This is a genomic window from Vibrio sp. SCSIO 43153, from assembly GCF_023716625.1.
Classification (GTDB): Bacteria; Pseudomonadota; Gammaproteobacteria; order Enterobacterales; family Vibrionaceae; genus Vibrio; species Vibrio rotiferianus.
The window spans coordinates 1,370,844-1,396,787 of the sequence record NZ_CP071855.1; the positions used below are offsets into that span (position 1 = coordinate 1,370,844).

22 protein-coding genes are annotated in these 25,944 nt (G+C 43.5%); 12 read left to right on the forward strand and 10 right to left on the reverse strand.

What is annotated here, in order from left to right; genetic code table 11:
* Nucleotides 1–34: 34 nt before the first annotated feature.
* From J4N37_RS06245 to J4N37_RS06255, 3 genes are all read right to left on the reverse strand, one after another.
* Complete coding sequence (locus J4N37_RS06245) at nucleotides 35–1,501, reverse strand: HD-GYP domain-containing protein (protein WP_252041925.1); 1,467 nt, start codon at nucleotides 1,499–1,501, stop codon at nucleotides 35–37.
* A gap of 226 nt (nucleotides 1,502–1,727) precedes the next feature.
* Nucleotides 1,728–2,027 (reverse strand): hypothetical protein, encoded by a 300-nt coding sequence (locus tag J4N37_RS06250; RefSeq protein ID WP_045387721.1) that lies wholly within the window; start codon nucleotides 2,025–2,027, stop codon nucleotides 1,728–1,730.
* A gap of 222 nt (nucleotides 2,028–2,249) precedes the next feature.
* On the reverse strand, nucleotides 2,250–2,480 hold the full coding sequence (locus tag J4N37_RS06255; RefSeq protein ID WP_010447656.1) for a hypothetical protein: 231 nt from the start codon (nucleotides 2,478–2,480) through the stop codon (nucleotides 2,250–2,252).
* Between the two features lie 177 nt (nucleotides 2,481–2,657).
* On the opposite strand from J4N37_RS06255, the gene J4N37_RS06260 reads away from it, so the two are divergent.
* From J4N37_RS06260 to J4N37_RS06270, 3 genes are all read left to right on the forward strand, one after another.
* The gene (locus J4N37_RS06260; protein WP_252041926.1) at nucleotides 2,658–4,049 is read left to right on the forward strand and encodes an aminotransferase-like domain-containing protein; all 1,392 of its coding nucleotides are present in this window, start codon (nucleotides 2,658–2,660) and stop codon (nucleotides 4,047–4,049) included.
* Nucleotides 4,050–4,147: 98 nt separating this feature from the next.
* The gene (locus J4N37_RS06265) at nucleotides 4,148–4,369 is read left to right on the forward strand and encodes a hypothetical protein (protein WP_010447660.1); all 222 of its coding nucleotides are present in this window, start codon (nucleotides 4,148–4,150) and stop codon (nucleotides 4,367–4,369) included.
* Nucleotides 4,370–4,399: 30 nt separating this feature from the next.
* A complete protein-coding gene (locus tag J4N37_RS06270; RefSeq protein ID WP_038887355.1) occupies nucleotides 4,400–4,813 on the forward strand; it encodes a hypothetical protein in 414 nt (137 codons plus the stop codon).
* A gap of 108 nt (nucleotides 4,814–4,921) precedes the next feature.
* Here J4N37_RS06270 and asnS read toward each other — a convergent pair whose 3' ends face one another.
* Nucleotides 4,922–6,322 (reverse strand): asparagine--tRNA ligase, encoded by a 1,401-nt coding sequence (asnS, locus tag J4N37_RS06275; protein ID WP_045387711.1) that lies wholly within the window; start codon nucleotides 6,320–6,322, stop codon nucleotides 4,922–4,924.
* Nucleotides 6,323–6,509: 187 nt separating this feature from the next.
* Nucleotides 6,510–8,135, reverse strand: a complete 1,626-nt coding sequence (locus tag J4N37_RS06280; RefSeq protein WP_252041927.1) for a methyl-accepting chemotaxis protein — start codon at nucleotides 8,133–8,135, stop codon at nucleotides 6,510–6,512.
* A 300-nt stretch (nucleotides 8,136–8,435) separates the two neighbouring features.
* Here J4N37_RS06280 and queD point away from each other — a divergent pair, with 300 nt between their 5' ends.
* A complete protein-coding gene (gene queD / locus J4N37_RS06285) occupies nucleotides 8,436–8,798 on the forward strand; it encodes a 6-carboxytetrahydropterin synthase QueD (protein WP_010447667.1) in 363 nt (120 codons plus the stop codon).
* 61 nt (nucleotides 8,799–8,859) lie between these two features.
* On the opposite strand, the gene J4N37_RS06290 is transcribed toward queD, so the two are convergent.
* Nucleotides 8,860–10,287, reverse strand: coding sequence for an APC family permease (locus J4N37_RS06290; protein ID WP_252041928.1), 1,428 nt, complete (start codon nucleotides 10,285–10,287; stop codon nucleotides 8,860–8,862).
* 523 nt (nucleotides 10,288–10,810) lie between these two features.
* Entirely contained in the window at nucleotides 10,811–11,440 is a 630-nt protein-coding gene (locus J4N37_RS06295) for a LysE family translocator (RefSeq protein ID WP_252041929.1), read from the reverse strand.
* 515 nt (nucleotides 11,441–11,955) lie between these two features.
* Here J4N37_RS06295 and J4N37_RS06300 point away from each other — a divergent pair.
* From J4N37_RS06300 to J4N37_RS06315, 4 genes are all read left to right on the forward strand, one after another.
* Complete coding sequence (locus tag J4N37_RS06300; protein ID WP_252041930.1) at nucleotides 11,956–12,903, forward strand: LpxL/LpxP family Kdo(2)-lipid IV(A) lauroyl/palmitoleoyl acyltransferase; 948 nt, start codon at nucleotides 11,956–11,958, stop codon at nucleotides 12,901–12,903.
* A 310-nt stretch (nucleotides 12,904–13,213) separates the two neighbouring features.
* Complete coding sequence (locus J4N37_RS06305) at nucleotides 13,214–14,632, forward strand: SLC13 family permease (protein WP_010447677.1); 1,419 nt, start codon at nucleotides 13,214–13,216, stop codon at nucleotides 14,630–14,632.
* 3 nt (nucleotides 14,633–14,635) lie between these two features.
* A complete protein-coding gene (locus J4N37_RS06310) occupies nucleotides 14,636–15,973 on the forward strand; it encodes a sensor histidine kinase (RefSeq protein WP_252041932.1) in 1,338 nt (445 codons plus the stop codon).
* Complete coding sequence (locus J4N37_RS06315; protein ID WP_038887363.1) at nucleotides 15,960–16,433, forward strand: response regulator; 474 nt, start codon at nucleotides 15,960–15,962, stop codon at nucleotides 16,431–16,433. Before J4N37_RS06310 ends, J4N37_RS06315 begins: the two co-directional genes overlap by 14 nt.
* 41 nt (nucleotides 16,434–16,474) lie before the next feature.
* Here J4N37_RS06315 and J4N37_RS06320 read toward each other — a convergent pair whose 3' ends face one another.
* Together J4N37_RS06320 and J4N37_RS06325 are read right to left on the reverse strand one after the other, a co-directional pair.
* Nucleotides 16,475–17,794 (reverse strand): sensor domain-containing diguanylate cyclase, encoded by a 1,320-nt coding sequence (locus tag J4N37_RS06320; protein WP_252041933.1) that lies wholly within the window; start codon nucleotides 17,792–17,794, stop codon nucleotides 16,475–16,477.
* A gap of 111 nt (nucleotides 17,795–17,905) precedes the next feature.
* Nucleotides 17,906–19,615, reverse strand: a complete 1,710-nt coding sequence (locus tag J4N37_RS06325; protein WP_252041934.1) for a sensor domain-containing protein — start codon at nucleotides 19,613–19,615, stop codon at nucleotides 17,906–17,908.
* 461 nt (nucleotides 19,616–20,076) lie between these two features.
* Between J4N37_RS06325 and J4N37_RS06330 the strand changes: the two genes are divergently transcribed.
* The 4 genes from J4N37_RS06330 (at nucleotide 20,077) to J4N37_RS06345 (ending at nucleotide 24,898) form a co-directional block, all read left to right on the forward strand.
* The gene (locus J4N37_RS06330; protein ID WP_071235505.1) at nucleotides 20,077–21,279 is read left to right on the forward strand and encodes a cyclic di-GMP phosphodiesterase; all 1,203 of its coding nucleotides are present in this window, start codon (nucleotides 20,077–20,079) and stop codon (nucleotides 21,277–21,279) included.
* Between the two features lie 337 nt (nucleotides 21,280–21,616).
* Nucleotides 21,617–22,243, forward strand: a complete 627-nt coding sequence (locus J4N37_RS06335; protein ID WP_010447688.1) for a LysE family translocator — start codon at nucleotides 21,617–21,619, stop codon at nucleotides 22,241–22,243.
* Nucleotides 22,244–22,450: 207 nt separating this feature from the next.
* Nucleotides 22,451–23,995, forward strand: a complete 1,545-nt coding sequence (locus J4N37_RS06340; protein WP_252041935.1) for a YjjI family glycine radical enzyme — start codon at nucleotides 22,451–22,453, stop codon at nucleotides 23,993–23,995.
* Nucleotides 23,996–24,016: 21 nt separating this feature from the next.
* Nucleotides 24,017–24,898 (forward strand): YjjW family glycine radical enzyme activase, encoded by an 882-nt coding sequence (locus J4N37_RS06345; protein ID WP_252041936.1) that lies wholly within the window; start codon nucleotides 24,017–24,019, stop codon nucleotides 24,896–24,898.
* A 19-nt stretch (nucleotides 24,899–24,917) separates the two neighbouring features.
* Here J4N37_RS06345 and J4N37_RS06350 read toward each other — a convergent pair whose 3' ends face one another.
* Nucleotides 24,918–25,874, reverse strand: coding sequence for a LysR family transcriptional regulator (locus J4N37_RS06350; RefSeq protein WP_252041938.1), 957 nt, complete (start codon nucleotides 25,872–25,874; stop codon nucleotides 24,918–24,920).
* Between the last annotated feature and the right edge of the window lie 70 nt (nucleotides 25,875–25,944).

A 25,944-nucleotide genomic window follows, 5' to 3' on the forward strand; every position in this document is an offset into this window, starting at 1 on the left:
CTCTTAAGTTGGCGATTCAGAGGGGGATAATTGGCTAGGCGGCTATATTTTGTTCATCTTGATATTGCTGTGCAATACGCTGAAACTCAGCTTCGATCGCAAGGAAAGCATCGACAATCTGAGGATCAAAATGTTTGCCTTTTCCTTCTAAGATGATTGCTTTCGCCTTGCCATGACTGAATGCAGGTTTATATACACGTTTTGAAATTAGTGCGTCATAAACATCAGCCAGCGCCATTAGACGGCCTGAAAGAGGAATCTCTTCCCCAGAAAGTTGGTTTGGATATCCACTGCCATCCCATTTTTCATGGTGGGTGAGGGCAATCTCTTTAGCAACTCGTAAAAATGAACTACTTCCTAGTTGCTTTTCTGCTATTGATAGTGCTTCTGCACCAATTTCAGCATGACCCTTCATGATCTCAAATTCTTCGTCGGTAAGTTTACCTGGCTTCAATAGGACGCTGTCAGGCACACCGACTTTACCGACATCATGTAGCGGTGCGGATTTATAAAGCAGCTCGATGTAGTTTGGAGTCAGCAAAGATTGGTATGCGGTATTCTTGGATAGATATTCTGCTAATACTTTGACGTATTCTTGGGTTCTCAGAATATGGGCGCCTGTTTCATTATCACGAGATTCAGCAAGTGCAGAAAGGCTGACGATAGCAACGTCACGCGTTGTTTTTACCTCATTTTGAGAGACTTGCAGACTGTCTAACATTTGGTTAGTTAGACAGGCCATCGCGCCGAGTTCATCATGCTCAAATATCGGTAGTCGATGTTCTAATCTACCTTGGGTCACTTCTTTTAATGCATCCTCCTGGCTAAGGAGAATCTTCTGCATCAGTTTTGTCCACAGCACCATGATAGCTATAACATAACCACCAATGACTAATGCAATGTAGACAAGCTCTTTAATGAAGCTGATCTTTCCGAGCCCGTTGGTGATTTGCTCTGGGTTTTGCTCTAGCCAATAGATATCTTTCACAGCAACCATGGTTAATATAGTCGTCAAGGTGATGAGCAGTACGATCATCATTCCAATCATTTGTTTAATAATGGATTGACGTTGGCCAGAGAGTGCAAAATCGAAGCGCTTTTTGTGGCTTAAAGCATCAAAGTGAACGAGCTTACTTTGTAGTTGAAGGATAAGGCCAGTAAGAAAACCAAACAAGGCCATACCCAATAAAACCTTTACGTTGCTGTCCAAAGTAAAGTCATATTGCAGATTATAAAACGCAGCGAAAGGGATACTCGCAATAGTAAATAAAGAGGCGTCAAGTAGAGCTTGTCTGTTATCTGCAATGAGAGGATGTCGAGAGAGAATATAGTGTCGAACTATAAAAAGAATTGAGAAGACAACCGTACAATGCAGAATGACTTCAAATGCATTTAATGTACTAAGCATTGGGCACACACGCCCACCGTAGGTTCCAAAGAAAAATGCAGCCGCTAAATAGAGTTTAAATGTCAGTGGTGCATTGTAGTTAGTATTCACCATAGTTAGTTTTACCTTATCAAAGCGTACCGTTCACTCTATTTTTTGGCTTACTGAATAGACAGAAGCGGCTTTGGATGTGATAGATACGTAGTTGATATTAAATTTGTAAAATCAAAGACCAGGAATTTTATCGATAGATTGCACGCATTGATAGATTTTTGTTATTAATTAGCTCAATAATTAAAAAAGCCCCGACTAAGCGGGGCTTTGAAATGGATCATTAAACCTATTTCTTTAGGTTAATTTCTGATTCTACAGCATTGGTTTCAATGTCTGGTTTGCTTGACAGCTTTTCTGTCGCCCAGTCATTCATGTGTTTCAGAATTGCTTTTAAGGCATGCTTTTCAGTTGGCGCTTCAGTTGCTTCAACTTCTAGTTTTTGTTTTGGGTGCGATCCTGTCGCATCTTCAGCAACATGCAGCCAATCTGGATGCCAGTAATAAGGCTGACCGGATGCTGTGCTCCACGTATGAACACCGTTAGTCTCACCTTTGTATTTAATATCGTTTTCGTTGTACTTAGTCATTATTATCTTCTCTCATGTTCATGAGTTGAGGTATGTCACCATTACGTTATAAATGTAACAGATGCCTGCAAAAATAATGTGACAGTAATCTATTTATGTCGTCGATATTAACGCCAATAAAGTGTAAACGTCTCAATTAATAATTTTAGCACGCAAATTAACGGCTTAACTCAAGGTTTAAGGTGGTCGCTACAAGAGTAGCAGCCAACGGAGTGAACTGAATCATTCATTGTTTAGATGCTTAACAATGGCTTCTTTCGCGTGTTCTTCTGTAGCCGTTTCGCCATCCGGAACTTCTAGTTCACATTTAGGCTGTAAGCCTAACGCATCCTCTGCAATATGGAGCCAGTCGGGGTGCCAGTAGTACGGAGTATCACTATCAGGGTGATCCCAACTATGAACGCCTTTATGTGTACCCCTATAAGATAGATCGTCCATGGTAAACAGTTTCATCGTTACCTCCAGAGAGAGTGTTCATGTCATTGAAAGTATGGAACATAAAATGACACTTTGCGCTGTAAAATGCTAAGGCAAAGTTTGAGAAGTTATCTTACAACATTGGCACAAAGCGTTAGGAATTTTTGGGATGATTTATGCTATCTTGCCATTTCGGGTGCTTAAGAGGGAATTATGAATCGCTATCGACAATTGGCAGAGTTGTTTAAAACTCAGATCCAACAGAACACATGGAGAGCAGGGGAGAAATTGCCCTCAGTTCGCATAACAAGCCAGAGCCATTCGGTGAGTGCCGGAACTGTATTGCAAGCTTATCAATTGTTAGAAGCTCAAGGGTGGGTGACGGCAAAGCCGCAATCAGGGTACTTTGTTACCGCCGAGCTCGAACGATTAGAAGCTTCAAATTCAGAAAGCAGCGTTCTGCGAGTGTCAGTCAACGATGAGTTGTATGGTTTTCTTAAGCATCAAGCGTTACCAGAGGCGATAAAGCTTGGCTCAGCATTTCCTGATCCGACATTGTTTCCATTGGACGCGTTAAACCGTAATCTTGCCAGTTCTGGGCGTAAAATGGCCCCGGATTCTTTATTAGATAACCTTCCACCCGGCAGTGAAGCGCTTCGTCGCTTGATTGCACAGCGCTATATACAGCAAGGCATGAGTTTAACTCATGATGATATTGTGATCACCTCTGGTGCGTTAGAGGCTCTTAACCTTAGCCTACAAGCTGTCACTCAACCCGGTGATACCGTAGTCGTAGAATCCCCGACCTTCTATGGTGCACTGCAAGCCATCGAGCGATTGGGCTTAAACGCGATAGAAGTGTCTGTTGATGCGGAGGATGGCCATTCATTAGAGCAGCTAGCGGAAGTATTTAAAAATCACGACATCAAAGCTTGCTGGCTGATGACAAATTTTCATAATCCAACAGGAACCTCTCTCTCTGCCCAGAAAAAGCAGCGTGTCATTGAGCTTGCGAATCAACACGATGTCTATGTGATAGAAGATGATGTTTATGCTGAGCTGTATTTTTCCGATAGCAAGCCGGTGGCATTGAAAAGCTTTGATACACAAGAGCGTGTACTGCATTGCGGATCACTGTCGAAAAGCCTGTGCCCAGGTTATCGCTTAGGTTGGGTCGTGAATAAGCGCTTTAATGAAGCAATCCAAAAGCTGCAACTGATGTCGACCTTGTCAGGCAGTGCACCTATTCAGCAGGGGGTCGCACATTACCTTCAAAACGATAGCTACGATAATCACCTAAGAAAGTTGCGTAAGACGCTCCAACGGCGTCAACAACGATTTATTGAGCTTCTTGAACAGTACCTTCCTGCGCAAGTTAATTTTTATTTACCGCAAGGTGGGTATTTTCTTTGGTTAGCGCTGCCAAAAGGTGTCAGTAGTAAAACGCTCTATCAAGCATTGCTTGCCGAACAGGTGACCATTGCTCATGGCAAGTTGTTCTCTTTGGATGCACAGTTTGAAAACTATCTGCGGCTTAATACCTCATTAGCGGCAGATGAAAATGTAGAGCAAGCCATCTGTAAATTGGGTGATTTGCTTCACTAACGGAACTGTTTGATCTTTTTTCCGACTAACTGTATCAGAACGGTTTAGAAAGGTTGTGTTTCACTCTTCCATAGAGTCATCGATAAGGAGGAGTGACAATGAAAAAGCAGTTGGTAAAACATGAATTGAGGCTCATCGCCGTTGCCATTTTTAGTGCATTCTTACTTGTGTTTGCACATCTTATTTTGGCGAAGTCTTTCTCTCATATGGCGTGGACTGAGTACACCGCCGCAGTTATCCCTTTTATTATGTTTGGTTTGTGCGTATTGGGTGTTAAGTATGCCGCCCATGCAGATAAAGACGAGGATAACGACCCTTAATAGTCACATTTAAAATTAGGAATAAATTGAATGAAGAGTTCAATCTTGCTTGTGTTATCTGTGTTCACGTTTGGTTGCGCTGCTAATCAGGACGTTGAGCCTAAATCCGTCACTTTGATTTATGATCAATCTAAACTGACGGCTGAGATCCAAGCTGATGATCATTTTGAAGCTCATGTAGACAATGATAAAGAACGTATCGATTTATCGGGAACGGTGAAGAAGCTTCATCCCGACTACCTATTAGATGTCTCGGTGATTAAAGCAAGCAAGATTAAACATGCAACAAATCAGATTAACACGTCGTTGGTTATTAAGCAGAAAGACCTCGAAAAGCCGGTTTTGATTGGTGGTGTCTACCATCACACGGTTATGAGCGATGAGAATGACAATGTGGAGGTAACAGAATCTGCAAGTATCATGAGCGTGAAGTTGAGCCAATAGTTAAAAGCGCATAATCAAAGCATTACGTGCAATATTTACCGTAATTACTACAAAATAAAAGACCTCCACAAGGGAGGTCTTTTTTAATTCTTTATCACTCAGCAGTGATTAGAAGTTCGCAGAGCGAGGTGTACGTGGGAACGGGATCACGTCACGTACGTTGCCCATACCAGTCACGTAAGATACTAGACGCTCAAAGCCTAGACCAAAGCCTGCGTGTGGCACTGTGCCGTATTTACGTAGGTCACGGTACCAGCTCATGTGTTCTGGGTCGATACCCACTTCACGCATACGCTCGTCAAGGATTTCTAGACGCTCTTCACGCTGAGAACCACCGATGATCTCACCGATGCCCGGTGCTAGTACGTCCATTGCAGCTACCGTCTTACCGTCATCGTTAGCACGCATGTAGAATGCTTTGATGTCTTTCGGGTAGTTCTTTACGATTACTGGCGCTTTGAAGTGCTCTTCCGCAAGGAAACGCTCGTGCTCAGAAGACATATCGATACCCCATTCAACTGGGAATTCGAATTCACGACCTGAATCAAGAAGGATCTGGATTGCGTCAGTGTAGTCTACTTGTGCAAAGTCAGAAGATACGAATTGCTCTAGACGAGTGATTGCTTCTTTGTCGATGCGTTGAGCAAAGAACTCAAGGTCATCGCGACACTCTGCAAGAACTGCTTTAAATACGAATTTCAGCATGTCTTCAGCAAGTTTCGCTACGTCATCCAGTTCTGCAAACGCCACTTCAGGCTCAACCATCCAGAATTCTGCTAGGTGGCGGCTTGTGTTTGAGTTTTCAGCACGGAAAGTAGGGCCAAACGTGTATACCTTGCTTAGTGCACAAGCATAAGCTTCAGCGTTTAGCTGACCAGATACGGTTAGGAAAGTTTCTTTACCGAAGAAGTCTTCGTTGTAGTCCACATCGCCTTTGTCTGTGCGAGGTAGGTTTTCCATGTCTAGCGTAGAAACGCGGAACATTTCACCAGCACCTTCAGCGTCAGAAGCTGTAATTAGTGGTGCAGATACCCAGAAGTAACCTTGCTCGTGGTAAAAGCGGTGAATCGCTTGAGATAGACAGTTACGTACACGTGCTACCGCACCGATTACGTTTGTGCGCGGACGTAGGTGCGCAACTTCACGTAGATACTCGATAGAGTGACGAGTTTTTGCCATTGGGTAAGTGTCAGCGTCTTCAACCCAACCTACAACTTTAACGTCAGTTGCAGCAAGTTCGAACGCTTGACCAGCCGCTGGAGACTCAACAATCTTACCAGTTACTTCAACAGAGCAGCCTGTAGTTAGCTTAAGCACTTCGTTTTCGTAATTATTAAGATTATTAGGGACCACGGCCTGAATCGGGTCGAAACAAGAGCCGTCGTAAATGGCAAGGAAAGAGATTCCAGCTTTGGAATCACGACGTGAACGGATCCAGCCACGAACAGTAACTTCACTGTCTACTGCTAGCTGACCTTTCAAAACGTCTGATACAGGCGCGTAAGTCATGTTTTCAATATTCTCCATTGAGGTAAAAATTCAACTCAACGCTTGCAAAAGTAGTTGTCTTAAAACGGATTTGTTTAAAAAACAAGCGAAGCATTGAGCTGGATAGAATTTTTTAGATTCAACGGAACATATTACCTGTCAAATCGTCAGCTTCAACCTTTATATTGTTTTGAAGGCTAGATTTTTATCATTTGAGTCCACTTTTCTCTTCAGATAAGCAAAATTGGTTAAGTAATTGCTCTAGTCGGTCTGACAATTGTTCTAAATCCACACTGATGTCTCGCGTTAGAGTCGCTGACTCGGATGTGTCATTAGCGTGTTTGGTTATGGTATCGACTTTAGTTTGAATATGTTTACTTACTTCAGAAGTGGCTTGTGTCTGGTGCTGAATATTCTGCGCATGTTGAAGAACTTGATGCATTTCACTGACAACATTTCTCATCGCATTGGATAGCTCTTCAACATCTACGGAACGTTGGTGTGCGTGATGACAAACCGCATCCACAGAAGAAAGTGACTCTGAGCTGCCTTGTTGGAACTGAGTTATAATATTTTCGATGTTAGTCGTTGCTTCCGTTGTTCTTGAAGCCAAGTTACGCACTTCATCCGCGACAACGGCAAAGCCACGTCCTTGTTCTCCCGCACGTGCTGCTTCAATCGCCGCATTGAGTGCAAGGAGGTTAGTTTGTTCCGCCACGCCTTTGATAACGTCAAGGATTGAGGAAACTTCTTCAGTTTGTTGGTTGAGCGTCGAAATTTTCTCTCTTACATGATCGATATCGCCGACTAGATTTTTAATATCTTCACTCACGCCATGAGCCTGAGTCGCGCTTTGTGTGGCCACGTCTACCGTATGATTGATTAACCCTGTGGCGTCAACCGTCGCTTGTTCTACATTTGCTTGTTGATCCAGCATGTCATTGATGTTGCTTTGTACTTCGTTGGTTTCTACTTGCTGGTTGTCTGCGGCTTCATCGGTTGATTGCGCGACGTTTGTGAGTTTGCTTGCGGAATCTGCAAGTGAGTGAGAGGTATCTTGTACTCTTTCCAAACTATCGGAAACGGTGTCCATAAATGAGTCGATAGATTGTGAGAGTAACCCCATTTCATCCTTCTGTTTCTGCTCCAAGCGTTGCGATAGGTCTTTACTTGCGCTCACGTTAGACATAAAGCGTGAAACCTTTTGGATAGGGCGAACGATAATTTTGCGGATTAGGCCCATGGTAATGAGGAAGCCAATAAAGGCGATAGAGGACATGATGCCAATCGCAAACATGGCCTGTTTGTTGATCATTGAATTCACATGATTCATGTTGTACTCAAGACGAATCGCACCAAGCACTTCACCCTCAGGAGTAATATGGCAGGCTACACAGTTGGTTCCGCGATAATTTTCACTGGACTTCATTGGTAAAGCCACCACCATTCCCTGACCCCATTCCGCAGTAAACGGCTCAATAACGAGTTCACCAGCTAAAGCTCGGCGATCGATATCATCTTGTGGCAGTTGGTTCTCTTTGCCTGGCCCATAAAACTTTGACACGCTGTCCGCTCTTAAGACCCGAACCTGTTCGATTCCGTCTTGAGCGAGGGCTTTTTGGCGCAATGTTTCTTTTTGAACCATTGTGCCCGTCAGCATCATCATATTTAGGCTGTCAAAATAGTTACTTGCTTTGTCATGCAGTTGTTCGCTCAGTACATCATTAATAAGTGATTTTTGTTGATAGTACTGGTATCCGGTAGACACAGCTAATACACAGCTAAAGACTGCGATTAACGCGACTAAGAGCTTAAATGTTATTGTTGAGCGCATAATATTTATAAAGTTATTGGAATAAACGCCATAATTTTAGAGGCTTATGTAAGGTATAGCGATGAGGCTGACGAATGATTGTGACCATAAACATAATGTGGTTATGTAAATGTGATGTGAGTAACATGTAATCAAACGATTGGCGCTGTGCCAAATTTGCGACACTTCATCCTGCTTTATAAAAACGACACAGCTAACCGATTGCTTGGTTACCATTGTTTTTATTAACAGAAGCGACACTTGTTACTTGTGGGTGAATTACTTAGTATTGCGTGTCTTTTTTAAAGCCCGAGAACCAAAATGAGAACCGAACTATACAAAGAGTTCATGTTTGAAGCTGCACATCACCTTCCTCATGTACCAGAAGGACACAAATGTGGTCGCTTACACGGACACTCTTTCCTTGTTCGCCTTTACGTTGAAGGTGAAGTTGATCCGCACACTGGTTGGGTTGTGGATTTTGCAGAAATTAAAGCTGCGTTCAAACCGATTTATGATCGCCTAGACCATTACTACCTAAATGATATTGAAGGTCTTGAAAACCCAACAAGTGAAGTCCTTTCTAAGTGGATTTGGCAACAGCTTAAGCCAAATTTACCGCTACTAAGCAAAGTAGAAATTAAAGAGACGTGTACTGCAGGTTGTATTTATACCGGTGAGTAAGCGTACTACCAATAAAAAAGCCAGACACAGTCTGGCTTTTTTTGATCGTTGCGTATTTAGGCTAGTTTGCTACGGCTTCAATCAATTGTGTGTCTCGGCGGCGCTGACGGTTACGGTACATTACGGCAGCAATGGCAGGTAAACTGAACGCAATAAAGCCAAGAATCAATGCGTATGCACCAGTTTCTGCACTTATGCCAGCAGGGACATCAAACGACACAAAAATCGTTACAGAACAGCTTACTAAGCCGAGAGTAGCCACCAGCATCATTCCCACTTTTCCTCCCGGAACACGAAATGGGCGTTGAATATCTGCATGCTTGCGACGTGACACTAAGAAGCAGACGAAGATGCAGATGTACATCACCATGTAGAGTTGGGTCATCAGGATGTTTAGTAGCCACATGCCTTGGTTAACATTTGGCACTAAGATAAACACCAAAGAAAGGACGCTTACAATTGCCCCTTGTAAGAGCAGGAGTGGCACCGGCGCTTGGTTCTTGTTTTCTTTTGCTAATGTCATTGGCATAAAGTGGTCTTTCGCTGCCACGTGTAAGCTCTTAGTTGGCGCTATGATCCAGTTGTTCAAACTCGCTAAGCTACCAAAGACTATCGCAAGCGCGATAACTGGCAGCATGAATGACATGTTCAAATCATCGAAGAACGCTTTGAACGCCAGAATGACCCCTTCACTCAAGCTTGAATGATCGCTCGATACTACGGAAGAAATTGATAGTGAACATGCTGTTAGAGAAACTAAAATCAGCACTGTTGATACGATAAGTGCTTTCGGATAGGTCTTTTGTGGATTATCGACTTCACTCGCGTAAGAGGTTGTAATTTCAAGGCCAGTCAATGATAGTACGACAGCAGTAAATCCCGCCCCAATGCCATCTTGAGAAAAGTCTGGTAACCAATCTGACGCATGGCGCAGTGAGATATGTGATTCACTTGGATTGGTGTACGCCCAGTATCCGCCTAAACCAATGATCAGCAGGATAGGAAAGATAAGTCCCAAAGTGCCGAACACGTTAGTGATAAGTGAAGACAAACGTAGACCGAAGATATTCACCAAGGTAAGCGCCCAGAAAATCACGTTAATCATGATCAACATGAAGATGTTGTTCTGCGCCAGTTCCGGGAAGAAAGGATACGCACCCGTCGCAACAATAAAGGAGATGAGCGGAGGGTAGTAAACGATATTCTCAGCGTATTGATACCATACCGTTGTAAAACCGAAATTAGGACCTATGGTCTCTTTACCCCACAAATAGACGCCACCTTGCTGAGGGTAGGTGGTGCTGAGCTCTGCACATACCAACGCCGTAGGAACAAAGAAGCAAAAGCCAGCCAATAGGAAGAAAGAGATGGCGTGACTACCAAATAAGGCGGCACCCGGAATGTTCCTGATACTGTCGACGGATGTGACCGTAATCATGATGACAGAAAAGACACTGAGTTTGACGGCGGATTTGGCGATACTGCTCATTCGATACCTTTAGTGATTGAGCCTCGTGCCTCAATAGGAGAACACGCGTGCTACAAGTAAGACGCGCGTATTGTAGGGCTGCCAGAATCTGCGGGTATATAGCTAAAAATGGTATGTATTTACCCAAAAATGAATAGATGTGTCAGAGGCTTATTTGTAATCAATTTAAACGTTTGCTCTGGTTGGAAAACGAAATTTTGATTCAAAATTTGTATGTTAACAATAGTGTTTATATTGATTCATTTGGTACTAAAAGAAGAGAGAGCTAGGAGCCATAATGAACGTTTGACTCTCCCCTTGGGTAAGGGCCTAGGTTTAAAGCTATCAGAGTATGTGAGAAAGTGGAGGATATGATGGGATGCTGTAATCAAGCGCCAAAAGGGGGAACCGGAAAGCTCTCGTATTTACTAGGGTTAGTTGCGGTCTTGTTTGTTGGAATCTTAGTGTTGGCTGCCATTTTTGGCTAACTTAAAAGCAATAAAAACACGCTCTCGGGCGTGCTTTTTATGTCTGCCATTAGGCTCTAAAAACGAGTGTTGGCTAAACCAATGCCGAAGAAGATAAACAACCCACCACTGACATAGTTCAGCCACTTACTGGTTTTTGACGACGTCAGCAGCGTTTTCACTTTGGTGGCAAAGAAGATCACAAACAAAAACCAGCTTGCGACAATGCTTGCCTGAAGTGCACCTAATATCATGCTTTGCTCAAAAATATGTGCTGGTTGCACAAACTGAGGGAAGATTGATAGATAGAACAAAACGATTTTCGGATTCAGGAGATTGGTTAGCAACCCCTTCACAAAGGCTTGTTTAAGAGTCTGCTCTTCAATCTTACGTTCGAGCTTTAACTTCTGGTCTGCCAGCTTGAGACCGCTTTTTAAGTTATTAATCCCCAACCATACTAAGTAAGCGACGCCCATCCATTTTAGAACGTTGAATGCCAGTGCGGATTGAGAAAGCAGTAAGCTCAAACCTTTTGCGGATACAAACGCGTGAATCATAAAACCCAGAGCGACTCCGAGAATGTTAGCAACAGCAAAACGACGGCTTTGTGTAAGTGCTGTGAACAGGATTAATAGTGCATTTGGGCCAGGGACAATAGCGAGGAAAAAGACAATGCCACCGAAGGCTAAGAGGGTGTCGATGTTCATTATGATTCCAATTACGACAGATGAGTAACGTTAAAGGCAAATAAAACGAGACTTTACACGGATAAGAATAGAAAACAAAGCACATCTCCAGTCGATGTACAGAGCTATGTCTATACCCAAGCAACCTCGAGATGCTAGGTTCAGCGAGAATGCCCCGATTGCTGCGTTAAACGACTTGGAAAGAGCTGGCTATTACACTGCGTTGTTTTCCTTGCTTACTTTCGGTAAACAGGGACTCAATGACAACGCTCTGAATCCTGCACCTTGAAGTCACTTGGGAATAATAGGTCTTGGGTATAGTGGGCAGAGGCTCATAATGTGCGCGAGTTATGTGTGGTTTGTCGCGTAAATCGGTCAGCCACTCAAATTAGAAAGATTTTTATTGTGTAGTGAGTCGAAGAACCATAGAATCCGCGCGCTTTGATTTTTGATATAAGCTCAGCCAATGATAAAAAGCAAACTGATTATCATTGTTAACGTTTACTTATTAGACATTTATGTCTTGCGACACTTTCATGAATAAATACAAAAAGCCTGAGTTTAAGGCTGCTTTTCTTGCTCCAAGTTATTGGGGAACGTTGCTTATCATTGGCATCATGTACTTATTGAGCTTACTTCCATTTAAAGTTCAGTTAGCGTTAGGTAGAGGTGTTGGTCGTCTAGCTATGCGGTTAATGAAAAAACGCCAACTGACCATTAAACGTAATCTTGAGCTGTGTTTTCCTTCTATGAGCGAAGCAGAGCGTGCGGCAATACTAAAAGACAACATCGACAATACTGGTATTGCACTTTTTGAAACCGCAATGGCTTGGTTTTGGTCAGACTCTAGAGTCAACAGCCATGTCTCTATTAAAGGAATGGAGCACATAGAGGCGCTTGAAAAGCAGGGAAGAGGTGCGCTGATGTTGGCCGTACATTCTATGAACTTGGAACTCGGTGCGCGTGCATTTGGGATCAAAAAGTCGGGAACAGGTGTTTACCGACCAAATAACAACCCGTGCTTTGATTATTTTCAATACAAAGGGCGCTCTCGCTCTAACCGAACGTTAATTGACCGAAAGAATGTGAAAGGGATGCTAGAGGCTCTAAATTCTGGGGAGCGTGTATGGTACGCCCCGGATCATGATTACGGAACTCGTCGCTCTACTTTTGCTCCGTTATTTGCCGTAAAACGTGCATGTACTACAACCGGTACGAGTTTGCTGGTGGATGCTACCGATTGCGCGATCGTTCCCTTCACTATGGTTAGAGAAAGTGATGGTCACTATGCGCTAACGATCCACGCCCCAGTTGAAGGTTTTCCTAAAAATGAACCTGACCAAGCGGCAGTGTTCGTCAATAAAATTGTCGAGAAGTCGATCATGGCGAGTCCGAGCCAATACATGTGGCTTCACCGTCGTTTTAAAACGCGTCCTGATGGTGAACACTGTTTGTACAAACCACGTTTAGCAACCGCTATCTGATTCAACTGCCCAGACATTGTTCTGGGCTTTTTATTGCCTGATGCATCCGAGGTTAGAACCAGTATTTTGAGGTTACTTGGGTATCTTCCTTTAAGAAAATGGTTTGCTTATCGCTTTGCGTACTTTTAGTGAGCTTGAACACAGATAAGATAACTTTTTGGTTATGAATCATTTTTCATTGATCTAAAACTAATTTTTGCACCTCAAGTAATGCGCATAATTTCTGTTCGGATTGTTTAGAGTTGTCACTCTACTGTTCGAACTCCGCCTGTATTCGAAAGGCTAATCATCTCAGGAAGAGAAGTAGTATATGCGCCCTTATCTAAAATACATCGTCCCGACGGTCATTCCGTTAATCATTTTACTTTTGCCTCTCTCGGCATTTCCGTTTGAAGGTATTACTATCGTCCAGCAACGAGTTATCGCCATTTTCTTGTTGGCTGCGCTATGTTGGGTATTCGAGCCGATTCCTATTTACGCCACTTCCGTCGTCATTATCGTGTTGGAGCTACTGTTGGTGTCCAACAAAGGACTGGTGTTCTTTCGGCTAAATGAAGGGCAGGATCACTTTGGTCAATTGTTGCAATACAATGAAATCATGGCGACGTTTGCTAGCCCAATCATCATGCTATTTTTAGGTGGTTTCTTTCTTGCGATGGCAGCGACTAAATATCGACTGGATGTCAACTTAGCGCGCGTGTTACTAAAGCCATTTGGTCAGAACCCCAAGTACGTCATGCTAGGGTTAATGCTCATTACCGCAGTGTTCTCAATGTTTATGTCGAACACAGCCACGACAGCGATGATGCTCTCAATCTTAACTCCTGTCATTGCAGTGTTTGGCCCCAAGGATCCTGGGCGCATTGCATTCGCACTCTGCATTCCTGTCGCTGCTAACATTGGTGGTATCGGCACTCCGATTGGTACCCCTCCAAATGCGATTGCTTTGAAATATCTCGTTGGAGACAACTTGATTACGTTCGGGGAGTGGATGGTTTTTGGTGTACCATTTGTTGTGATTATGATGGCGCTAGCCTGGTTCCTGATAGGCTTTATGTACAAAGCGGAACAAACAACAATCGACTTGAATATCAAGAGTAAGTTCCTAAAGACGCCAAAGGCGATGATTGTGTACATCACTTTCGCGGGTACGATTTTGCTTTGGTTGATGGGGTCGGCTCATGGAATGAATTCATATACTGTTGCATTGATTCCAGTAGCCGTTTTCTCTCTGACGGGAATCATCAATAAAGAAGATTTGAAAAAAATATCTTGGGATGTGCTTTGGCTTGTGTCAGGTGGTATCGCATTAGGGTTAGCGCTTGATAAAACTGGCTTAGCAAGACTGGTTGTTCATAGTATTCCATTCGATGAGTTCTCTCCTTACGTTGTGCTCTTTGGGGCAGCATTCCTATGTTTGTTGATGGCGAACTTTATGTCTCACACTGCCACGGCAAACTTGTTAATGCCGATTATGGCTGCGCTTGGCACTTCAATGGCGTCACTGACACCATTAGGTGGCGAAGTTACGTTGATTCTTGTCGTCACTTTTGCGGCATCGTTAGGTATGTCTTTGCCAATCAGTACACCTCCGAACGCATTAGCGCACGCAACTGGTCATGTTCAGAGTAACCAAATGGCAAGAGTTGGTGTGGTTTTGGGTGTTGTTGGTGTGCTACTGAGTTTCTTAATGGTGTGGGTCCTCCATACTGTGGGTCATATCGGGTAATTCATGTACGAGAGTAAACTAGATGCTCTAGTAGAGCGTTACTTTAGTGATATAGAGAGACGAATAACGGTGGCTTCCGGCTCTATATTGATTGAGCAAGAGGGCTACAACGAGAGGCTTTACTATGTACTTTCCGGAGAACTCGCTGGTTTTTATTCCGAAGATGGTAAGAGCCAGACTCAAGTATTTTCAGCGTCAGTTGGGGCATTTATTGGTGTTCATAGTTTCTTCTCTGGTACTTGGACAGCTTCGTCGACAGTGATTGCGCAATCAGACGTTGAGCTTGCTTGGATTGAACGGCATACCCCGGTTGTCGCTCAAGAGGAGTTCGGGCCATTAACTGCGCAATTTATGCCGGTGATCGTTAATGAACTGTCACGTCGCCAACGACGAGCGACACAAGAAGCTCTTGAAAAAGAGAAAGCGCTACAGAAACTTCATACTGCGGAGCAAATGACTACATTAGGTCAATTGGCAGCAGGCATTGCTCATGAGCTCAATAACGCAATTGGTGTAGTGAGTAGTAAGTCTGAACGCTTAGAAACGGTGATTATGGAACTACTGGAAGAGATCCATCCTGAAGCGAGTCAGTTTTTTGATTATGGCTTGATGCAAGGGCAAAGAGTGACGTCAAGTGAAGCCCGAACTCGCGGCAGACATTTTGAAAAGCAGTACGCTTTACCAAAAGGTCTGGCAAGAGACTTGGCTCGTGCGGTTCCAACCGACTATTTGAACGAACACTGGCTTAAGCGACCTGAAGAAGCGATTCGTTTCTGGCAAATGGGAAGGGATCTTCATGATCTAAGATTGGCTTCCAAGCACACCGTTGGGATCGTTAAGTCTGTTAAGCAACTAGGTCGAACTGATATTGACCTTGATGAGGCTCTGAGTATTAATGATTCTATAAACCGAGCGCTTGCTTTGTTGCAAAGTGATTTGAGGCGAGTGAAAGTAAAGTTTAGCCCTGCAGAGCTACCAGTATTTGTTGGCTCGCAGACGGAGTTAGTGCAGATTTGGGTCAATATTTTAAAGAATGCTTGTGACGCACTTAGAGATACTGAATCTCCGGAAATTGATATACAAACCAGAGTCAATAAAAACCGTATTCTCGTCACGATTGCAAATAATGGCCCTGAAATCAGTGAGGCCACAAGACGAAAGATCTTCCAGCCAAACTTTACAACTAAAAAGGGGGGCTTATCGTTTGGACTTGGCTTAGGTCTGTCAATAGTGAAACGGATCATCGCTGGCTATAACGGTTCGGTAGCGGTTAAGAGCGACAAAGAAATCACCATATTTAGAATCAAACTACCTGTAGAGGAAGAACATGGAAAAGCTTAATTTGATTTGCGTGGATGACCAACGTGAGGTTTTAAGTGCTGTCCTACAAGATTTGCAGCCACTGACTACATGGCTAAACATTGAAGATTGTGAATCAGCAGATGAAGTTTTAGAGCTTATGGACGAACTTGATGCAGAAGGAGAAATGGTTGCATTGCTGATTTCTGATCATGTTATGCCGGGTAAGACTGGCGTCGAGCTACTCACTGAGGTATCTAAGGATTCTCGATTTGTTCACACTCGCAAAGTATTACTCACTGGTCAGGCAACTCATACGGATACCATAAACGCGATTAACTCGGCAGGCATAGATCGCTATTTTGAAAAACCATGGCAGGCTGAACAGCTCATTGAATGTGTGCGTAATTTGGTGACGCGTTATGTATTCGATATGGGCCTAGACTACAGTCAATATCACGAATATTTAGATCAAAGTGTTGTGTTTGAAAAACTAAGATAGTCATCACTCTCAGGTAGATTCGTTGGTTCGAGTGATGGATGCTAAGCGGCATCTTTCACTTGGTTTCTACCGTTGTTTTTGGCTAAGTATAGTAGGGCGTCTGCAGATTTAATGGATTGCTGGAGGCAATGCTCTACTGGGCTAACGCCACAAGAAACCGTTACTTTTGGTACTGTATTTGTATTAGCAATGTCTTTTCTGATTCGTTCAAATATGGAGTGAGCAACTTCTTTCGAGTCAGTTTTTATCATAACCACAAACTCTTCACCTCCCACTCTAAAAGCGTAATCACTGATTCGAATCCTACTCTTTATCATTGCAGAGACACGTTTAATTACTTGGTCACCAATATCATGTCCATAGGTATCATTGACTAATTTGAAATGGTCTATGTCAATCATCCCAACGAAGTAAGCATTCTCTTTTAGGGTTTGTTTTTGAACTTTCTTGAGGTAATGACGGTTATATAAGCCTGACAGCTCGTCTTGATAAGTGATCTTGCTTAGCTCACGTTTGTCGTGTCGAACAAGATATAAGTAGTACGAGATACCTATCGCGAATGCTCCAAGGAACAAGAATGCGTAAAAATAATTTGGGGTTAAGGTGTCTGAATTAACGAGTAGAATGACGAACGTTTTTTTCTCGCCCAGTGGCTCTGCCTTTTTATAAACCAGGGTGAACTCGCCAAGGTTCATCGTTCCTGCTTCTCTCCTTGTTCTTGAAAGTTGCTCGACAATACTTTGATATTCCCCTTTTAAGCTATCGAAGGCAGCGATGTTGGGATGACTACTACCGTACACAAAACCATCTTCATTCATTAAAATTGTGTTGTGACGGAAGTTTGCAACCATCTCACTCACGTTTACATCGATAAGCAGGTAGCCCGTATGCTTCTTTTCCAGGTAAATCGGAGCGATTTTGGTGACAAGGCCTTTTTTGGGGAAGAAAACAGTTTGTGTATGCTGAGCGTTTAAAGGGCTTTTATAGAAGTGATTATAAGAAGGTGGTATTTCACTGTTAGCAAATTGATGACTAGGCTCATTTGATATTATCCGAATACTCTTGAACAGTGATTGTTCAGCGAGCAACTGTTGAACAGTGTTCTCGAAAGGAATGGGATTACCGAAATAGTGACTAGCAATAATGGTATGCGATAAGTTTAAGTAGCTGCTAATCAAGTTCTTACGAAGTTTATATGATTCATATGCCGCATCTACTTGTTGTGCATGATCCTCAATTTTCTCTCGCTTAATATAGCTAATCGGCGTGTTAATAATAAAAATGATGGCTAGTACTAAGAGCAGACTCCGAATTTCAATATTGATCGAAGCATTCGTGAGTCTGTTGTAATGAAGTAGCATTCTTCCTTAGAAGTCCTTTATCCAAAAAGCAAACCAATCGCGTCACAGGATTCCATAAGATGAGGCGCGGTTGGGTGAACTTTTTGTTACAAGCACTGAAAATGAGTGGAACTACGACTGAACTAGGGTGTATCGACTAGCACTCGCGACAGATAGCGGTTTAGAGAACCAGTAGCCCTGAAGGTAATCAACACCTAGTTCTGCGAAAAACACATTCATTTTGGCATCTTCAATACCTTCAATGACGACTTCTATTTCATTTTCTTGGCACATGGCGATTAAGAACTTCAAGTACTCCCGAGAAGAGTGATTCGTCAGAGTTTTCCAAGCCATGCTCTTATCGATTTTTATTTGCGTCATTGGTAAATCAAAGAAGCAATTGAGAGAGCTATAGCCAGCACCAAAGTCATCGAGAGAAAGCGCAAAACCAATCTCACTTAACGCGTTTAGTGGTTCAATTGCGGCTTGGTTACTGTCTAAGATAAAGGTTTCTGTCAGTTCCAATACGATAGAGTTTGGTTGAACTCCAGCCTCATCGGCCATTGCTTTTATGGTCGCGGGGAAATCACGATTCAGTAACTGCAGAACTGAGACGTTCACATTAACACGAGTCTGGGTTTGATAGCGCTCTCTATACTCTTTAATAAAGGCACAAGCTTTGGCGAAAACTTGGTAACCAAGTTCGACGATAAGGCCTTTGTTTTCGGCAACTGGAATAAACTCGTCTGGGTAAATTTCGCCAAATTCTTCGCTTCGCCAGCGGACCAAGGCTTCAAAGCTGACTATCTTTGTTTTTTTAGCACAAATAATAGGTTGAAACTTAACGCTGAGGGTATGGTTGTCGAGCGCGGTTTTTAAGCCTTGCTCGATGAAGAAGTATCTATCAACAATCTGTTGGGTTTTTTGGCTGTATACCGCGATATGATTCTCTTTTTTTTCACAAGCGTATTGGCAGGTTCGCGCGGCTTTGTGAATGATTTCTTCCGCCGAAAGATCAAGATCAAAGGTAGGGTATAAGCCAATACTGATGTTACTACCAAGTAATTTTCCATCTTCACGCATCGCTTGGTGGTAATGTTGCTTGATGGTTTTTACAAACTCCATTAGCTCTTCGAGTGCGTATGCTTCATGGATGAGGATAGCAAAATCGTCGTCATGGATCCGATACACGTCACTGATTGATTGAGGAAGTTGATTTAGCGTCTCCAACAGTTTATCAACCAAGTCTTCCACTAGGTCATTACCGTAGTGATTGATAAAGGATTTGATGTCTTCGATACGAATATAAACCAGAGATGCTTGGTCATAGTTCGCTTGTTTATGTTCTTTTATGTCTAGGAGTAGCTTACTGCGATTTGCGATTCCTGATGCACTATCATGAAACGCTACTTGATGGATGTAGCTCTCCATCAGTTTTCTTTCAGAGATATCCCTATGGCTTCCGACCATGTATAAGCCATACTCGCTTTCTTTGGTCATGGCTACGCCCTCGATCCAGACATATTGCCCGTTCGGTTTGCGGAGGCGATAAGTGGTAGCGACGCGAGTATTGTTGGTGATGATGTGCGCATCGACGCGATTAGATAAGCGCTCTCGATCTAGTGGATGCACTAACTCTAACCAGCTGTCGAGGTTGATCCTTCCAGCGTTAATACCGAACTGCTCATAGAATTTTTGATTGTAAAAAACCATTGCTCCATTTTCGTCCATATAAAATAAGCCTTCATTAAAGACATCAAAAATATGGATGAACTTTTCTTCTACAATCTTAAGAAAATCCCGGTCTTGCTCTGTTACCGTAGGCTCAACGTTACTTGTCATTAGCTATCGCTCTTGTAGAAAATGCTATCTCGGCGTGATGATCTAGGGAGAACAATCGATTCAACATGATTAGTGAGTTTATCCTTTAACTCTATGTGCTTTAAATAGTAGTTATATAATTATCAATCTAATGTGTCATTGCGTTTACGCAAACAAATCTAAAAATAATGCAACAGACTGAAATTTCGAAACTCTTAGTATCAATCATGTTGATTTAAATATGATAGTCAACCTCAAATACTAATAATTTGAAGTGGTTATTGATTTGGTTATCAAATTATAACGTTACTAAATTAAATGGTGGCAAAATGAGCAAGTGTTATCCTTAATTTTCGTGTGGTGAAAGCGCGCTATTATTGACTCAAGTCTCAATAAGCTTAGTGCGCGTTAATTTATTATGACGGGGAATGGTCCGATGTCATATAATAAGTAAATTATCTAGAAAACAGATTCTTTGATTTATGCAGTACAACCCAGAAGATTCGATAAAAATAGCAATTGCAGACATGGGTGTTGGTATGTTTGTGACTGCTATAGAGCAAAATAAACGTGTAAACCTCGCCAACGCTGGACGAGTGTCGACGCAACAGGGTATCGAGAAACTAAAAGCAAGTGGCGTCAAGTTTGTTTGGGTTGATCAAAAGTTATCTTCGAGTGCTTGTGTGTTTAAACCCGTTGCTGCTGAGTCTGAAGAATTATCACCAGTAGAAGAGCAAACTAAAGTCCCTCGTGCTTTTCGCACTAGAGAAGCGCAGCACAAACGCGCGAAAAAGCTTATTGCAGAAGCTAAAGGTTTAGCTCAGAAGCTCCTAAACCAAACGTTTGAGGGTAAGGTCATTGAAGTCGACGAGATTGAATCGTGGGCCGATGATATGATCGAGAGTGTCTTTATCGACTCTGATGCGCTTCAATGTGTATCAGCCCTCCGCCAGAAAGACACTTACTTACTCGAACACTCTGTCAATGTTGCTTGTTTACTAGTGACATTCGGTAAGCATTTAGGTTTGAACAAAGAGACGCTCAAACAACTAGCGATTGGTGGCATCATTCATGATGTTGGCAAAATCAAAGTTGATGACGCGGTTTTACATAAACCAGCCCGCCTAACCCCAGAAGAGTTTGAGCACATGAAGCTGCACCAAGTCTTTGCGGGAGAAATTATTCTTGGTGTGAAAGGGTTGAGTGACGTCAGTCGTGATGTGTGTTTAATGCATCACGAGAAGCTTGATGGTAATGGTTACCCGCGTGGTTTATCTGGCGACCAAATCCCGATGCATGGTCGCATGAGCTGTATTGTGGATATTTACGATGCATTGACGGCAGATCGCGTTTACAAAAAGGGTATGAGCTCGGCAGAAGCGTTCAAAATCCTATTGAGTTTGACGCCATCCCACCTTGATCCTGATCTGGTGTATAAGTTTATCAATTGCATTGGCGTATACCCTGTGGGTTCGATCGTGCAATTGAGTGATGGTCGAGTTGGTATTGTGTGGACATCCAACGAATCTCAGCCGCTTAAACCAATCGTGAAGTGTTTCTACTCGCGTAAATACAAGCGTTATATTGACGTTGCGATGGTGGATTTAAAGAACAGTCCACACTCGGTTGAGAAGGCTGTTGCACCATCATCGTTAGAAGTGGATCCAAAACCTTTCTATGACTAACGTACAGTGACTGCTTATTTGATGCGATCTGTGAGTGATGTTGTCGAATAAGTAATCACTTTACATGGTTGCATATTACCAGTATGTTGGTTGCATAACTAAACAGCTTAAAGTGGGTTAGGGGGGAGATAAACAGAGGCGCTTTTACGCTGGCTTCTTGCTTAGACTTCTTACTCAGAACTTTTATTTAGGAGCTCGATTGACTTCGAGTTTGTTCAGTTATGACACACAATAGTGTGGTGTCTTTCTATCATTGCGTTTCATGGATAGAAACGTTGAGAAAGGCAAATAGGCTACGCGATTTATACACCCATCTACACATTGGAAAGGAGCGCCAATGCAACTCGATACTTGGATCTACTACACCCTCGCTATACTTGTCCTGACTGCCTCTCCTGGCCCTAGTTCGCTACTTTGTTTGAGCAAAGGTGTCAGTAATGGATTTCGCCATGCCTTTGCGACCGCCCTTGGCAGCCTGACGGCAATTACCATTATTCTTACCCTATCTTTTACCGGACTTGGCGTTGTCATCGCCTCTTCAGAGCTGGTATTTAACATCATTAAATGGTGTGGTGCTGCCTATCTTGTTTGGCTTGGTATCCAAGCATTGCGCTCGAAGCAAACCGATTTTTCACAAGCGCAACCAGAGCAATCTTCTTCAAATTACTTAAGCGCATTTACTAGCGGTTTTATTGTTGGTTCGAGCAACCCAAAAGCCATTGTTTTCTTTACCGCGCTGTTTCCTCAATTTATTGACCCATCTGCATCGTTATTCACTCAATATATTGTCTTTGCCAGTACCTTTGTGGTGTTCGAACTGAGTTGGCTGACCTTCTATGGCTTGCTAGGTGTGAGAACATCGGATTGGCTGTTTGCGAAAGGACGAGCGAAGTTGTTCAATCGTCTGACTGGGGGCGTCTTCATCAGCGCGGGCGTGATGCTGTCGACTGCGCATCGTAGCTGAATTGATAATTATTTCGCTAACTTATTAAAACTTAGACTAAATTAGCAAAACATTATTTCCAAAATGGAAATTAGCATTTTGGTTTTTTTCATTAGTGGAAAAGATCTCTGAGGCGTAGAATTCAACATGTCCTTTCAAACAATACTCTGAAATGAGTAAATCATTTGAAAGGGCGTATTCGTTGTATTTTCTCCAGGAACATCTTAGATGACTCAAAGCCTTTCCGATCTTCAGCAGCGTTTCCTTGCTATCGCGACAGATAGTAACTTGTCTCCAAAACAGAAATCGAACTTTCTTGCTTTGGAAGCCGAAGCCACTATTCCATATATGACCGTCTCTGACGAGGTAAGCCAAGCAATGCAGCAAGGCGTCATATGTGACATGTTTGAAGGTCACGCGCCGTTTAAGCCGCGCTATGTTTTGCCAGACTACGCAAAATTTCTTTCTCAAGGTTCTGAATACTTGGAGTTAGCTCCAGCAGAAGATTTTGATGATGCGATCAACATGTTGACCATCATTTACCATCACGTGCCTTCGGTAACCAACATTCCGGTTTACCTTGGTCAACTTGATGATGTGCTAATGCCTTACGTTGGTGACCTCACTGACGAGCAAATCTACAAAAAGTTAAAGCACTTTTGGATCATGCTGGATCGCACATTGCCAGATGCTTTCATGCACGTGAACATTGGTCCGACGGACAACATCATTTGTCGTACGATTTTGAAAGTAGACGCAGAGCTAAAACAGATCGCGCCAAACCTAACCTTCATGTACGACGAGGCGGTAACGCCAGATGACCTATTAAAACAAGCGACACAAAACATCTGTGAGTGCAGCAAGCCACACATCGCGAACTATCCGATGCACGCGAACGCGTATGAAGGTGGCCGCTTTGGAATCGTGAGCTGCTACAACTCTCTGCCATTGGCTGGTGGTTCAAACACGCTAGTGCGCATGAACCTGAAAGAAGCAGCAAACCGTGCAGATAATCGTGAAGACTTCTTCAACAACGTACTGCCGGAATACCATGGTTTGATGGTTGAGTTAATGGACGCACGCGCTTCACACTTGCATGAAAAATCAGAGTTCTTCAAAGGCTTCCTAACACAAGAAGGTTTGATTGAAGAGTCTCGCTTTGCGCCAATGTATGGCATCTACGGCATGGCAGAAGCGGTAAACGTATTGCTAGAGAAAGAGGGCAATGCAAGCCGTTATGGCCAAGATGCACCCGCAAACGAGCTAGGTCATGCGATCTCAGCAAAGTTGTCTGACTTGGTAGAAAGCACACCAGTGAAGTTTGGCCTAGAAGGCAAAGCGTTACTGCACGCGCAAGGTGGCATCAGTCTTGATTTGGATGTAACACCAGGCGTTCGTATTCCTTACGGCAACGAACCAGATCCAGTGTCTTACGTGCAGGCAACGGCAGGGCATCACCAGTACTACCGTTCTGGTATCAGCGACATTCTAACCATCGACGAAACGGTGAAATCAAACCCAGAAGCGATGTTCAACCTATGTAAAGGCGCATTGAATGCAGGTTACCGTGAGTTCACGGCAAACGTTGCGTCAAACGACTTGGTTCGCGTAACGGGTTACATGGTGAAACTGTCTGATATCGCAAAATACGATGCAGAAGGTTCACGTACCAATACCACATTCCTAGGTGCAGAAGCGGCGAAGAACACCGGTATTTTAGAGCGTTCACCACGTGTGGTGAGCCACGAAATGTCACCGACTTACGCTAAGTAATTGGTGACGGATAAGAATAAGATGGCTAGACGATCGGAAAACCTCTTGGCTAAGGTAACTCGTATCCTTCCGTTCTCTTGTGTTGATGGACCGGGAAACCGTCTAGTCATCTTTCTACAGGGTTGTAACTATCAGTGCATCAACTGCCACAACCCGCACACCATCAATCACTGCAATCATTGTGGCGATTGTGTGAGTGAGTGTCCGGCAGGCGCATTGAAGTTCGACGAAAACAACAACGTTGTTTGGCTTAAAGAGGAGTGCACCCACTGCGACCGTTGTATAGAGGTATGTCAGTACCAATCTAATCCAAAAATTACTGACTACTCTGTGGAAGCAATGCTCGATTTGATACGAAAACAGCGTTATTTCATTAGCGGTGTGACGGTATCCGGTGGGGAATCTACCTTACAGCTTCCTTTTATTATTGCGCTGTTTAAAGGCATCAAACACGATCCTGAATTGCAGCATCTCACTTGTTTCATCGATAGCAATGGTTCTTTATCCACCGCAGGTTGGGGAAGAGTCTTACCGTACATGGATGGCGCGATGATTGACCTTAAATCGTGGCAAAGCGAAACGCATCGCTGGCTGGTCGGGCGAGATAACCACCGTGTATTCCAAACCATTCAGTATTTAGCGCAAGCAGGCAAGTTGAATGAAGTGCGTTTGCTTCATATTCCGGGTAAAAGCGATTTAGATACGGAAGTTGCAACGGTGGGGCATTATCTGCAATCGTTGCCAGAATCGGTCAACATCCGTTTGAATGCCTTTCAACATCATGGTGTAACGGGTGAAGCTTTAGAGTGGGAGAGGTGTTCTCAGGATGAAATGGAACGCTTCCACACTCAGTTAAGTCAATTTGTTAGCAGACCAATGACCATGCCATCGGTCTACGTGTAGTAAAGCAAGGTAAATGAGCTTAGAGCTTATTCACTCTGGGCTTGCTGCATACCCCCAAGGTTTCACATGCCTTAAGCACTTGTTGTTGTAGCCATCTTAAAGCGGGATCGTTCAGACTCGCTTTATTCCACACCAAACTGTACGCTACTTGTCCATATTCGAATGGAAGAGATCTCTCCACTAACCCCTTCGCTTGTAATGCCACTCGCGCCCAGAGCTTAGAGCAGGTAAACAGATAATCAGAGTGGTGGCACATTACCGCTGCGGATCCAAAGTCTGCTACGTGCATCGCGATGCTGCGCTTGGCATAACGCTGAGTTAAGTTCTGTTCAAAATAAGGTTGGGATAAGTCTTTATCGTGAATGCCAATGTGTCTCGCACACAGGTAGTTCTCTACTGAGAGTTCTTCCGTCACTAACGGGTTATTACTGCCCATTAAACAGATCATTTCATCTTCTAGAATTGTCTGCCATACCAAGTCCTTATTGTGCGTTGGTGGTTGGCTAATGTCGTGGGGCAGAATCATAAAATCCACTTGCCCACGGATCAGAGAATCAAAACTCATCTGCTCTTTTGCATAGACGTTCAATTGCGCTCGGCTGCCCATCTGTTGAGATAGGTTTCGTAACATCGGTGCGAAGATCTCAAAGGTGCTTTCGCGCATCGCCAAAGAGAAGCGACCTTCGTAATACGCAGGACTAAACGAACCTTGGTAGAGCAAACCGTTCATGCTGGAAAGAATGCCGTGTACGGAAGGGCCGATGTTCAAAGCAAATGGCGTTGGGACTAAACGAGTGCCATCGCGGTAAAAAAGGTCGTCTTTTAGAATGTCGCGCAATTGGCTGAGCGTTTTACTCACGCTAGAAGGGGTCACGCAAAGTTGTTCCGCTGCTTGAGTCACGCTGTGGGTCGTGAGCAGCATGTGCAATACGGTAAGGTGTTTAAGGCTAATGCGTGAGAGTGTTATGTAATCCATTCGTAAGACTAGGGTCTGTTTATCTTTCGTGGTTAAATTTTGTTCGAGATAAAAGCGTTTTAGTCGCGGC